Below are 12,103 nucleotides of genomic sequence, written 5' to 3' on the forward strand. Positions count from 1 at the left end.
ACGGGCGTTTTGTGCTAACTGCCGGATTGGTTTTCTCATATCAGGCCGTCCACTTCTGGTTTTGAGGTGTCGGGCTTGGGAAAGCGGAGCAGCAAATCGCGGTAATACTCGTATTGCTTTTGGCGCAATTCGATTTCGCGGGGCAGGCCTTCGCTGATGGAGTTGGTGAGGGTGTCGAATTTGTCGAGGATGGCGACGATACGGGATTGTTCTGCGAGTGATTTTTCAGGGTCGTCGGCATAGGGAATAGGTAGCTTGAAGCCTTTTATAATGCTAGAGTTTAGGTCGCCTCTAGCCCCCTGACCAAGCGCCTTAATGTTTTCATAGTTAAAACAAACCCAATGATATACGTAGCTATATAATGCTTTTGCGCTGTCTATTTCCAAACAACCGCAGTGCTGATTGGTTGTTAGCGGTATTTTATTAATTGCAGACCTGCCTGCCGTTGCTCCAGAGATTGCAATTATCACGCAATTTTTAGGAATCCATTTGGCGGATGAATTTTTCAATGCAGAAAGAGTTACCTTAACCTCCGTTTTTTCAATGTCAGAAAACTTAACCTCTTGGGTTCTTAGCCATGGAATCTCACCGCCTTCATAATATTCTGGTTTACCAGCTGTTGGGGTTCCACCTGAATACCATTTTTTAGTTACATCCCCCAACGTCTTCCACTCCACCTGCCTTTTGTCACCCTGCGCGAAGTCGCAGGGTCCAGTGGATTCCGCGACTTCGCGCGGAATGACGGGGTCTTCAAAGCTCAACAACTGGTCACGATAGTAGTTGTATTGTTTTTTGCGGGCGGTCAGCTCGGCGGTCAGCTCGGCGGTCAGCTCGGCGGTCAGCTCGGTGAATGCGTCCAGAATACGGACGATTTCGGCTTGGATTTCCAGCGATTTTTCGGGGTTTTCTGGGCAGGGGATGGGAATGGTCAAAGTTTTAATAATGTCTGCGTTCAAATTACTTACAGAACCGCTATTAATTTTACTTAGCCAATAGTTTTGAACGCTTTTTGAAGCTAGATAGTGATATAGAAAATCTGAGTTTAACTTATCTCCAAACTCGCTAATTGAAGCCCATCCATCATGAATAGCTCCTGTGATATTGAGAATATAGGGTCGACCAAAGCTCATTGAGTTAGAGATGATAAAATCACCCTTATTTAAAACCCTAGATTTTTTAGCACCTTCTTTAGTTATTTTTTGAGCCGTTTTCTGAACATATTTAAAGCCAGATTCAGTATCACCAATTTTTATCCATGGAACACCGCCTTCATCGTCTGTAATGAATTTAGAAATAGGTCTAGGCGATGCTCCTCGTTGAATTTTTGCAATTTCTCCGAGCGCCTTCCACTCCACCTCAACCCCATCCAGCAGCTTTTCCATAAAGCGTGTATTATTCATGGATATCCTCCTGACTGTGATCAGGCAGATGCAGCATGCTTGCATCTTTGGCATTCAGGGGAGAAACCACCTTTTTCAAGGTTTTGGACTCCAGCTCCAAGCGTGCGTTTCGGGCCACCTCGCCGCCTTGCCGTGCCACCTTTTTGTGCGCTTGAAATGAATCAGGATCGGTCACTTCGGAAATTTCCTTGGTGGAGATTTCAGCGAGCATGTTCAGCACCAGCTCTTTGTTGGTCATGTTGTCGCGCAGGTTTTCCTTTTTTAATCCCTTGAATTTTTTGTACTCTCTGGCCGTCTTGTCCGCCCAGGTTTGATAAATGATGTCGGTGAGTGTGGCAAACTGTACGCCTTCCTCCAGGCCGTGCTTTTTCCATTCATCAGTGAGTTCTTTACGGATTTCAATGGATTTTAATCGCTGGTTGATCCAGTTGTCCGAATAACCCAGGCGCTTGTAGTCTTTCATCGCCTGTTCAATCGAGAGTTCAGGATCCTGAATCTGGTCGATGCGTTCGCTGGCGACCTGTGCCATCCACAGTTTGAACGGCTCAGCTTTAGGTGAAGGAATGGATTGGATCAGGCGAAAAAGCTGTTCGGTATGGGCACAATCGGTTTTTCGCATTTTGCCGTCAGCCGCCTGCATTTTGAAAGCGTGACAATCTGTCACGGTTTGATTTCCCTCTTTTTTCAGGCGTTCTTTGAGTTTGCGCCAATACGCTGTCGGGTTCACGCTGTCCGTCAATACGGCAACCACGTCAACGATGGAAAAATACCACTCTTCCGTTGCATCATCCCACAACGAACGAATCGTGCGATCTTCAAAAGCTTTTATGGTCTCTTTGTTACTCATGCGTCACCGCCTTTTTTACGGCTCTCTTTTCTTGCCTGTTTTTCCAGTGAAGCAATGGTTTTCAGGTAGTCTTTTTCCACATTGTCCAGTGTTTTGGCTTTGTATTTCTGGTATTCCAGCTTGGCTTTGTTTGCTGCTTGGGAATGCGAGATGTTGCCGGCATTGTCCAGTACCTTGCGCCCGGTGGAGTTCAGGATGTTGTCCAGCTCGCGAACATAATCGGCCATACGCATTTCTCGCTCTTCAATGGCGTTCAATTCAGCCAGATCAAAATACGCAGAAACCAGGTTGTTGAGCACCCGCAATTCCTGCTCGCTGAGGTAGTTTTTGGCAATCATGGCTTCGACCTGTGTGGGCTGGCTGCCTTTGAAACTGCTTAAGCCCGCAAAGGGTTTATCGCTATCCACGCGCAGGTAGATGACTTCTCTGGCGGTATGGCCGTGAGCGGCATAGTGCAGTTTGTTTTGTACGATTTTAAAAAACGTGAGGCTTTGCTCGCTATCGGGGGTGTAGTCTGTTGCGGTGGCGTAGAGGTCGAGCACTTGACGGTACATCACTTTTTCACTGGAGCGAATATCGCGAATGCGACCCAGCAATTCTTTCCAGTAATTTCCACCACCGAGGTTTTTCAGGCGCTCGTCATTCAAGGAAAAACCTTTTTCCAGGTATTCCTTCAAAACAGTGGACGCATAGCGCCTGAATTGCACGCCACGCACCGAACGTACACGATAACCGACTGCCAGAATCACATCGAGGTTATAGAGTGCAATCGTGCGTGAAACCTCGCGCTCGCCTTCTTTTTGAACTGTCAACTGCTGGTTGACAGTTGCTTTTTCGTTCAGCTCCTGGTCGTCAAAAATGGCCTGAACGTGCTTGCTGATATTTTGTTTGGTAGTTTGAAAAAGCTCTGCAATTTCTAATTGAGACAACCAAACCGTGCCGTTTTCCAGGCGTAAATCAATTTTGGTCGTGCCGTCTTCGGTGGTGTAAATAATGACATCGCTCATGCCTTAAGCCCCCTCGTCTTCAATCTCCGCCACGATGGCATCAATCTCCACGCGAAGTTTGTCGATCCTGGCGACGGTGGTTTTCAGTTCGGCATTGAGCTGGGAAATATCCACTATTTCGCGATTGTCTTTGGCTTCGACGTAGCTGCTCACCGACAGGTTGTAGTCGTTGGCGGCGACCTGCTCAAAGGGTACGGATTTGGCGAGGTGATCGACATTGGCTTTGCTGTCGAACGCCTGCATGATCTGTTCGATGTGGCTATCTGTGAGGATGTTGGTATTGGTCTCTTTTTTAAACAGGCCGCTGGCATCAATAAACTGGGTGTTGGTATCGGTTTTGTGTTTGGAGAGCACCAGAATAGTCACCGCGATGGTGGTGCCAAAAAACAGGTTGGGCGCGAGGGAGATCACGGTTTCGACATAGTTGTTATCCACCAGATATTGACGGATTTTGGCTTCAGCACCGCCACGGTAAAAAATACCGGGAAAGCAGACAATGGCTGCTCGGCCTTTGCTGGATAAATAACTTAAAGCATGTAGTACAAAGGCAAAGTCAGCTTTTGACTTGGGCGCGAGCACTCCGGCTGGGGCAAAGCGATCATCATTAATCAGGGTGGGGTCGTCTGCGCCGATCCATTTCACCGAATAAGGCGGATTGGAGACGATGGCGTCGAAGGGTTTGTCGTCGCCAAAATGCGGATCTCGCAGTGTATCACCCAACTGGATATTGAACTTATCGTAGTTGATGTTGTGCAAAAACATGTTCATCCGCGCCAGGTTGTAAGTGGTGTGGTTGATCTCCTGCCCCCAAAAACCGTCTTCAATGATGTGGGCGTCAAAATGTTTTTTGGCTTGCAGCAGCAACGAACCGGAACCACAGGCCGGGTCATAGATTTTATTGACGCTTTTCTGTTTGTGCATGGCGAGCTGCGCAATCAGCCTGGAGACGTGTTGCGGAGTGAAAAACTCACCACCCGATTTACCGGCATTGGCGGCGTAGTTGGAGATGAGAAACTCATAGGCATCACCGAACAGGTCGATATGGTTGCCTTCAAAATCACCAAAATCGAGCCCAGCCACGCCTTTGAGCACAGCCGCCAAACGTGTGTTCTTGTCTTTCACCGTATTGCCCAGGCGGTTGCTGGTGGTATCAAAATCGGCAAACAGGCCTTTGATGTCCGGTTCAGAGGGGTAGCCATTGGCGGAAGATTCAATCGCAGCAAAGATGGCGGCGAGATCCGTATTCAGGCTCTCGTTGGTGTTGGCATCTTTGGCGATATTAGCAAACAATTGGCTGGGGTAGATGAAGTAGCCCTTGGTTTTAATGGCATCGTCTTTGATCTCCGGGGTGATAACGTTGTCGGCAAGCGCCGCATAATTGATGCTGTCGTCATCGGCCTCAATATAGCTGGCAAAGTTTTCACTGATAAAGCGATAAAACAAGGTGCCGAGTACATACTGTTTAAAATCCCAGCCATCCACTGAGCCTCGTACATCGTTGGCGATTGACCAGATTTGGCGTTGCAGGGCGGCGCGTTGTTGGGTACTTGTCATGGTGTTATTCCTGTTTTGATACATTTTGACTGGTAAGCAGTTCACAAAAACTATTGAATCTACAAATGCCACTTTTTATGTTTCATCAAACAAACTCAACATCTGCACAATTAGGTGATTGAGTCCATGCCACGACAAAATTAAGGGAATTATTACATTTTCTTATCCTGAATTTGCCGTTTTCATGTTCCGTGCGCAGCAAAACGTGTAGCAAATTTTTACCTGATATTCCGCAATGTTGCAAAATATCTAATATATTCTACTGCTCCAGTAACTTCCTGGCTAAACTATGCAGCTCCGAGTTGGCGAGTGCAACCACTTTCTTTTTCACTGTTCGGGAATAATATTCCTGCTCCGTCTTAGTCAGAGGGTCGCCCTCCAGCTTCTTCCTGAACAGCTCCTTCTGTTTTGGGGAGAAGACCTGTGACAGGGCATATTCCAGCGAGAACTCTTCGTAACGGTCCTTGCGTCTCCGGTCTTTTTCGACTTTCTCTTCATAGTACAGTTCAAACAGACCCCTGACTCGCCCGGGATCGCATTCCTCGTTCATCCAATCTGGCGTCTGGTAGCGGGCCAGGGCATTGCGCCAGGTCTTTACCCGACTCATATCGTCAGCGGAGAAGTTTTTCTTTAGCTTGCTCAACCATGAAAATGTCAGCTTGTAATAAGCATAGACTGCGGTCGAAAGTAATACGAGTCGGTGGTAGCGTTCCTTCAGGTCATCTGTGGAAAGTTGCCGTTCAACCTGGCTAGAATCAAACTGGTAGCTTTCTCCTGCATTGGCCAGAAGGACGGGAAACCCTTCCCATAGACGGGTATCGTTACTCTTGACTACTTCGGCCAAGGTCTCGTTCACATCCAACTCTTCGCTCGGCTCGAACATCGGAAATCCGAGTTTGGAGAGACTTTTGAGGAGTTTGTCGTCAGTCATTATTTATACCTTCCCTTAGTAGTGACAGGAAGTGGTCTATGTTTGGGCGTAAGCGTTCTTCGGCGACGTCATAGCTGACCATTTTCGAGGAGTTCATTTTTATCTAACCTGTATTTAGTTTGTACCATTTTGTGCAAGTCCTTGTACTTAAATATACAAACATTTGTACAAATATATACAATATTAGTTTTACAGTGTCAAGTGAACAATAAATTCCCCAAAAGATGCGCTCCGCCCAGTAAGAGTGGAGCGTTTGAAGTGATTTGGTTGCGGGAATAGCTACATGACAAGCGGTGATTTTCGTAAAAATAAGGAGCGGAAAATAAAAACGGGGACTCAGCAAAATCTTGCTGAGGCCCCGTTTTTATTGGTATTGGCGGGAGCAGATGGGAATCGAACCCACCGGGGACGGGATACGCCCCCCACCGGTTTTGAAGACCGGGCGTGGCACCAGATCACGAACTGCTCCCGTAACGAGGATTTAAAGCCGGATCACCCGTCCCGCCTGATGCAAAGTTTCAACGGTTTCGAGCAGGTTGCCGATCCGGCCGACAGCCAGTTGGTCCTTGATGCCGTAAAATTCCAGACAGAGACCACAAGAGGCGATATCGACCCCGTTGCTGGACAGGGTGTTGAGTGTCGACAGTAGATCGGAACCGGTGACGGTGAGCTTGACTCCGCCATTGACGAACAGGATGGTGTCCGGATGCGTTGTGGCATCAATCAGGGTCATCAGAAAATTTTTCAGCAGAATGTGACCGAGTTCATCACTGCCGCTGCCGAGGGTTTCGCCGGTAACGAAAAGAACGGTTTTGCCCGGCGCGGCGGTGGTTGCGGTGGCGACGGCGTGGCTGCCGGAAAAGGTTAAATGGAGGGTGTAGCTGCCGTTTGTCTCGTCCGTTGCAACCTCGTAACCAAGGCTTTGTGCGAGGCGACTGACATTCTCACGTGCCGACGCATCGGCGACCAGGACAGTCAGACTGTTCCCCGGTTCAGCCAGTAGCTGCTTGCGGGTTTCGATCACCGGGGTGGGGCATTGCCAGTTGCGACAGTCGAGGGTTTTCATGCTCATCCCTTTCTGTAAATCGCGGTCACTATAACGACTGTGATCGCCAAATGCAAGATTGCAGGAGAGAGGTGGACAAATAAATATTATTTGTTAGAATACCATAATTAGTAAAAAATAATTAAAGGATCGGAGGCAGACATGATGACGCAGGAACGGTTTTTGGCTGGAGCAGGGATGGTCGTGGGAATGGTCGCCGTGGTGATGTTTGTGTCATCGCTGACACTGTGGCGTGATTCGCCGCGTGAACTTTACGAAGCGGCAAAACGATACGAACAGCAGGCCGATAAAACACACGCGAGCGAACTTTATCAGCAGGTTGTCGCGAACTATCCTGGTTCGCACTTTGCGCGTTATTCCAACGATCGGTTACGCCATTTGCGTAAGGGCCGGTAAGAAAATAACATGACCATCTTGCATCTCATCTTCCGGCCACCTTGTTTTCCTGCAGGCCCTAAGTGACGATGCCTGCTGCATTGCGCGGACTGCTCTGTTGGGGGATGCGGTTTTCGCGTCGTATGGTGAGCCGGGGCAGCTCAGGCGCCTGCAAGCAGGACGACCGTTTCCACGTGCGGGGTCTGCGGAAACATGTCGACCGGTTGGGCAGTGATCGGCTTGAGACCGGCTTTGACCAGGATATCGAGATCGTGGGCCAGTGTATCGGGGTTGCAGGAAACGTAGATCAGTTTTTTCGGCCGCAGCGAGATGATGGCTTGCAGAACACTTTCAGCGCACCCGCTACGGGGCGGGTTCACAACGACAATCGGTCGCAGTGGCAGCTCTGCGGCCATCTCCTCGAGTAGATCTTCAGCCATTCCGGCATAAAAAACACAATTTTTCAGATTATTCAATACGGCATTGCGGCGCGCGTTGAGAATTGCTTCCTCGTTACTTTCAATGCCGATCACCTGTCCGGCAACGGCAGCGAGATGCAGGGCGATGCCGCCGATGCCGCAGTAAAGGTCGAGGACGGTATCGCTCGCAGTGGGTTCGGCCCATTTTTGCACCAGCTGGTAAAGATGGGTCGCCTGATCGTGATTCACCTGAAAGAAGGCGGTCGGGGAAAGACTCAACTGAACAGCACCGACCCGGTCAAAAAGATCATCAACGCCTAAAAGTTTGAACGTTACGCGGCCAAAAATGACATTGCCGTCTGACATATTGACATTTTCGTGGACGCCGACAACTTCAGGGATTTTGCGCTTGAGCCACTTGGCCAGCGCGGTCATTTCGTTATAGTTGCGCTCGGTGGTGACGAAGGTCACCAGCGCCTTGTTGTTGGTCGGACTGACCCGAATCGCCACATAACGCAGCAACCCGCGTTTGCGGCGGGGATCGTAGACAAGAACTTTTTGTTTGATGATTTCTTCGCGCACCACGGCGACGATCCGGTTGATCAGTGGATGATGGAGGGGGCAGTTGTCGATATCGACAATATCGTGGCTGCCGCGCCGGTACAGACCAATGCGCACGTCACGCCGGTTACCACCGATCGCCAGTTTGGCCTGGGTGCGGTAGCCGAGCGCTGCGGGGGCATCCAGTACGGGCTGTACCGAGATAGACTCCAGCGTTGGCATGGCGATCAGGGCGTTGCGGACGCGATCGAATTTAAAGCGGCGCTGCGCCCGACTGTGGAGCGCGATCAGCGGACAACCGAGACACTTGCGTGCAACCTTGCACGGCGAGGGGATGCGTTCGCGACTGGGAGTGAGGATGCGCCGCAGGTCGGCGATGATCCGACGTTGACCGCGATGGACAATGTGCACCAGCACCCTTTCGCCCGGCAGTGCACCGGCGATCAATACCTCGCGGTGTCCGTCGCGCGCGACGCCGATCCCCTCGACATTCAGTCTGTCGATCGTGAACTCAACCGTATCGACCGACTTGCGCGGGGGGCGGGGGACGGTATCGGGTGCAGGTTTGATGCTCTTTTTGGGTGGTTTCATGCAGGCCTCTTCTAATTTGTCCGCACCTTATACCCGGCATAAAAAAGATTCAAGCGATTATGGTGGCGATGGTGGCAGAGCGGGTTGCTTTGCCCAGGACAAATGAACCGCCGCGAAATTACGCGCTCTATTTACTGCTCGCGTGCGGCAGTGACCAGTTGTAGCGAATTGCGAGCAAGCGGATGACGATTACGGTCAAAGCCGTGATCAGCAGCGTCAGCTCCTCTGGCAGGGGGGTATGGCGTAACAGATAAAAGAGTGCTCCCCCGGCCAGACATGCCGAGGCATAAACTTCGTTACGCAGCACCAGCGGGACTTCGTTAGAGAGCATATCGCGAACCATGCCGCCAGCCGTGGCGGTGATCACCCCCATCATGACAACGCCGAGCAAGCCAAGATTGAAGGCGAGAGCCTTGTTTGTCCCGATGACCACAAAGGTGCCGAGACCGATGGCGTCAAAATACAGCAAGGGCTGGGCAATGAATGCCATTTTGCCATGAAATAGAAAAACGGCGAGGGAGACGACAAGAGACAGGTAAAGGTAGGTTTCATTATGGAAGATAAAGGGAGGTGTGTCACCAATGAGCAGATCGCGCAGGGTGCCGCCGCCAGTGGCGGTGACCATGCCGAGGAGGAGGACGCCGAAGACGTCCATGTCCCGGCGTACCCCGGCCCAGGCACCGGAAGCGGCGAAGGCGGCAGTGCCGAGGAGATCAAGCAAATAGAGTAAGGTCATGGCGGAATTCTCTGATTGACAATTTTTTTCGGGAAGGCTAAAAAACACCTCATCAAGGGATACCTCAACGTCATCGGTGTGTACCTTGATCAACCCGCCGAGATTAAGTCAGTACGCGAGCAATTGCAAGGGCGAGTACCCTGTAACCCATAATCTTTCGCATCTTGCTTGTTCTTTGCCGCGTCAGCTACGTTCCGATTTCAGCTGTTTAGCTACGGCTAGGCAACAGAAATCGCGCCTTGCTGACACGTCAAAGCCCTGCGCAATCCCTCGAAATCCTATGGGTTACAGGGTACTAGTGTCGGGTGTCATTTAATTCGGCAAGGGCGGTGAAGGTGCGTTTGCCGATGGCTTACGGGCAATCAAAGCAAGGAGAAAAGGGATGAATAGAATCTTCTGGTTGGTGCTGTTAGGGATGGCTGTGCTGCTGCTGGCGGGTTGTCTCCCCGATATGCCGGGACCGCTTGGCATTCCGGGGATTTAGGTCGGGCCAGAAATCGCCAAGCCAATGACTCAAACCATCCTCAAGCTGCAAGCTCCGGCCAAGATCAATCTCTGTCTGCACGTGCTGGGCAAGCGCCCGGACGGTTACCACGAGCTGGCGATGTTGATGCAGCGGGTTTCGCTCTATGACGAAATTACCCTGGAGCTGACAGCAGAGCCGGGCGTTAATGTGGTTTGCGACGGTTTGGTGCTGGCTGCCGGGGAAGAAAATATCGCGGCCCGGGCAGCGCAACAACTGCTGGAAATAAATGATCACTCTGGCGGGATAAGGATCGTTATCGACAAACACATTCCCGTCGCTGCCGGACTCGGTGGCGGGTCGTCCGATGCCGCAACAGTTTTGACCGGTCTCAACCAGCTGCTGGGGCTGGGACTGTCACGCGCCGAATTAATGCGGATCGGGGTGAAGCTGGGGGCCGATGTGCCGTTCTTTATTTTCGGGAAAACGGCCTGGGCGACAGGGATTGGCGACCGGTTACAAGCGGTTGCGGGGCTGCCTGATGTCTGCTATCTGTTGGTCAATCCAAAGGTCGCGGTGGCGACGAAGTGGGTCTATGAAAATTTGGTATTGACATCGAAAAATGATGCGGCTAGACTGCCGAGGTTTTCTGGACAGGCTGCCAAGTTGATCGCTCTGCTGCACAATGATCTCGAAGCCGCAACGCTCCCGAAATTCCCGCAGGTGCAAATTGTAAAAGATCGATTGCTTGCCGCTGGTGCTCAGGGAGTGCTGATGTCGGGGAGCGGCGCGACGGTTTTCGGAGTTTATCCTTCTCGCAGCGCGGCTGATGCTGCGGCCGAGGAGTTACGGAGCGCGACCGACTGGCGAGTTTTCTCAGTTCAGCCAATCTGATAAATAAAAGATTAATGGGGCGTCGCCAAGCGGTAAGGCACCGGATTTTGATTCCGGCATTCCCAGGTTCGATCCCTGGCGCCCCAGCCACTTTTCAAGGAGTCTGTGGTTGATTAAAACCACACTCCGCCAGTCAATCAGTAGGTCATGGCCGTGCCATGACCTACACCTTTTCAGAGCCGGGGAGTTCCAGAGTATGGGCCATATTAAGATATTCGGTGGTAATTCGAATCGCGAACTGGTTGCGCGAATCTGCGCGGATATTGGTATCGAACAGGCCAGGTCGACGGTCAAGGCATTTTCCGATGGCGAAGTGATGGTCGAAATCGGCGAGAACGTGCGTGGTCGCGACGTTTACGTGATTCAGTCGACCTGTGCTCCGGCCAACAATACGCTGATGGAACTGCTGGTGATGTTCGATGCCCTGCGGCGTGCTTCGGCGGCCCAGATCACAGCGGTTATCCCTTACTTCGGCTATGCTCGTCAGGATCGCAAAGTTGCTCCGCGCACCCCGATCACCAGCAAGCTGGTGGCGAATCTGCTCTGCACCGCCGGTGCTGACCGGGTCGTTACGATCGATCTGCACGCCGGGCAGATTCAGGGTTTTTTCGATATTCCGGTGGATAATCTTTATGCCGCACCGGTGTTGCTCGAAGATATCAAATTGGCTCTGCCCGGACGCGTGGTGGTGGTTTCTCCGGACGCCGGTGGCACCGAGCGGGCACGGGCTTTTGCCAAGCGCCTCGACGCGGGGCTGGCCATTATCGACAAACGCCGCAGCGCCGCCAACGTGTCCGAAGTCATGCATATTATCGGTGATGTCGCGGGTGAAACCTGCGTGATTGTCGATGATATGATCGATACCGCCGGGACCTTGTGTAACGCCGCAAAGGCGCTGAAAGAGCACGGTGCCAAGGATGTCTATGCCTACGCAACCCATGCGGTACTGTCCGGTCCGGCACTGGAGCGGATCGAAAACAGCTGCCTGACCGAGGTTGTGGTGACAGATACCATCCCTGCCCTGGACAAGATGACACGGTGCTCGAAGTTGCGTTCACTGTCGGTCGCCGGGCTGCTGGCGGAAGCGATTCGCCGGATTCAGGGGGACGAATCGGTCAGTTCGCTTTTCGTTTAAGTTGTTTGCTTTACAGTGCCCTGGCGGAAATGATTTTCGTTCGCGCGCTGTGGTTTCTTTGGGGGAAACCGATTCGCCGCGCCATTTTGGCGCACTTTTATGGTAGGCCGCGACATGTTGTCGT

General features: G+C 51.5%; 11 protein-coding genes and 2 tRNA genes. 4 read left to right on the top strand and 9 right to left on the bottom strand.

The features are described 5' to 3' along the window. Positions 1–35: 35 nt before the first annotated feature. The 7 genes from K0A93_11075 to yedF form a co-directional block, all read right to left on the bottom strand. Positions 36–1,400, bottom strand: a complete 1,365-nt coding sequence (locus K0A93_11075) for a restriction endonuclease subunit S (GenBank protein ID MBW6512632.1) — start codon at positions 1,398–1,400, stop codon at positions 36–38. Continuing rightward, positions 1,393–2,196, bottom strand: a complete 804-nt coding sequence (locus K0A93_11080) for a Bro-N domain-containing protein (protein MBW6512633.1) — start codon at positions 2,194–2,196, stop codon at positions 1,393–1,395. Before K0A93_11080 ends, K0A93_11075 begins: the two co-directional genes overlap by 8 nt. Positions 2,197–2,243: 47 nt before the next feature. Beyond that, a complete protein-coding gene (locus tag K0A93_11085) occupies positions 2,244–3,254 on the bottom strand; it encodes a virulence RhuM family protein (protein ID MBW6512634.1) in 1,011 nt (336 codons plus the stop codon). 3 nt (positions 3,255–3,257) lie between these two features. Further along, positions 3,258–4,880, bottom strand: coding sequence for a type I restriction-modification system subunit M (locus tag K0A93_11090; protein ID MBW6512635.1), 1,623 nt, complete (start codon positions 4,878–4,880; stop codon positions 3,258–3,260). A 187-nt stretch (positions 4,881–5,067) separates the two neighbouring features. Then, entirely contained in the window at positions 5,068–5,739 is a 672-nt protein-coding gene (locus K0A93_11095; GenBank protein MBW6512636.1) for a hypothetical protein, read from the bottom strand. A gap of 374 nt (positions 5,740–6,113) precedes the next feature. After that, positions 6,114–6,209: transfer RNA gene (locus tag K0A93_11100), tRNA-Sec, on the bottom strand. 11 nt (positions 6,210–6,220) lie between these two features. Continuing rightward, positions 6,221–6,805 (bottom strand): sulfurtransferase-like selenium metabolism protein YedF, encoded by a 585-nt coding sequence (gene yedF / locus K0A93_11105; GenBank protein MBW6512637.1) that lies wholly within the window; start codon positions 6,803–6,805, stop codon positions 6,221–6,223. Positions 6,806–6,946: 141 nt separating this feature from the next. Here yedF and K0A93_11110 point away from each other — a divergent pair, with 141 nt between their 5' ends. Further along, positions 6,947–7,201: a hypothetical protein gene (locus K0A93_11110; GenBank protein ID MBW6512638.1), complete on the top strand. Its 255-nt coding sequence runs from the start codon at positions 6,947–6,949 to the stop codon at positions 7,199–7,201. Between the two features lie 140 nt (positions 7,202–7,341). On the opposite strand, the gene rlmD is transcribed toward K0A93_11110, so the two are convergent. Together rlmD and K0A93_11120 are read right to left on the bottom strand one after the other, a co-directional pair. Further along, positions 7,342–8,751 carry a 23S rRNA (uracil(1939)-C(5))-methyltransferase RlmD gene (rlmD, locus tag K0A93_11115; GenBank protein ID MBW6512639.1) on the bottom strand — a complete coding sequence of 470 codons (1,410 nt, stop codon included), beginning with the start codon at positions 8,749–8,751 and terminating at the stop codon, positions 7,342–7,344. A 127-nt stretch (positions 8,752–8,878) separates the two neighbouring features. Continuing rightward, positions 8,879–9,487, bottom strand: coding sequence for a trimeric intracellular cation channel family protein (locus K0A93_11120; protein ID MBW6512640.1), 609 nt, complete (start codon positions 9,485–9,487; stop codon positions 8,879–8,881). Between the two features lie 508 nt (positions 9,488–9,995). Here K0A93_11120 and ispE point away from each other — a divergent pair. The 3 genes from ispE (at position 9,996) to K0A93_11135 (ending at position 11,979) form a co-directional block, all read left to right on the top strand. Next, the gene (gene ispE / locus K0A93_11125; protein ID MBW6512641.1) at positions 9,996–10,844 is read left to right on the top strand and encodes a 4-(cytidine 5'-diphospho)-2-C-methyl-D-erythritol kinase; all 849 of its coding nucleotides are present in this window, start codon (positions 9,996–9,998) and stop codon (positions 10,842–10,844) included. 15 nt (positions 10,845–10,859) lie between these two features. Then, a tRNA-Gln gene (locus K0A93_11130) sits at positions 10,860–10,934 on the top strand. Positions 10,935–11,040: 106 nt separating this feature from the next. Beyond that, positions 11,041–11,979: a ribose-phosphate pyrophosphokinase gene (locus tag K0A93_11135; GenBank protein ID MBW6512642.1), complete on the top strand. Its 939-nt coding sequence runs from the start codon at positions 11,041–11,043 to the stop codon at positions 11,977–11,979. Positions 11,980–12,103 lie beyond the last annotated feature (124 nt).

This window comes from Desulfuromonadaceae bacterium (assembly GCA_019429445.1).
GTDB lineage: Bacteria > Desulfobacterota > Desulfuromonadia > Desulfuromonadales > JAHYIW01 > JAHYIW01.

Coding starts and splice junctions, on each gene's coding strand:
- K0A93_11120 (MBW6512640.1), bottom strand. CDS start 9,487: ATGACCTTACTCTATTTGCTTGATCTCCTCGGCACTGCCGCCTTCGCC.
- K0A93_11110 (MBW6512638.1), top strand. CDS start 6,947: ATGATGACGCAGGAACGGTTTTTGGCTGGAGCAGGGATGGTCGTGGGA.
- ispE (MBW6512641.1), top strand. CDS start 9,996: ATGACTCAAACCATCCTCAAGCTGCAAGCTCCGGCCAAGATCAATCTC.
- K0A93_11075 (MBW6512632.1), bottom strand. CDS start 1,400: ATGAATAATACACGCTTTATGGAAAAGCTGCTGGATGGGGTTGAGGTG.
- K0A93_11085 (MBW6512634.1), bottom strand. CDS start 3,254: ATGAGCGATGTCATTATTTACACCACCGAAGACGGCACGACCAAAATT.
- yedF (MBW6512637.1), bottom strand. CDS start 6,805: ATGAAAACCCTCGACTGTCGCAACTGGCAATGCCCCACCCCGGTGATC.
- K0A93_11095 (MBW6512636.1), bottom strand. CDS start 5,739: ATGACTGACGACAAACTCCTCAAAAGTCTCTCCAAACTCGGATTTCCG.
- K0A93_11135 (MBW6512642.1), top strand. CDS start 11,041: ATGGGCCATATTAAGATATTCGGTGGTAATTCGAATCGCGAACTGGTT.
- rlmD (MBW6512639.1), bottom strand. CDS start 8,751: ATGAAACCACCCAAAAAGAGCATCAAACCTGCACCCGATACCGTCCCC.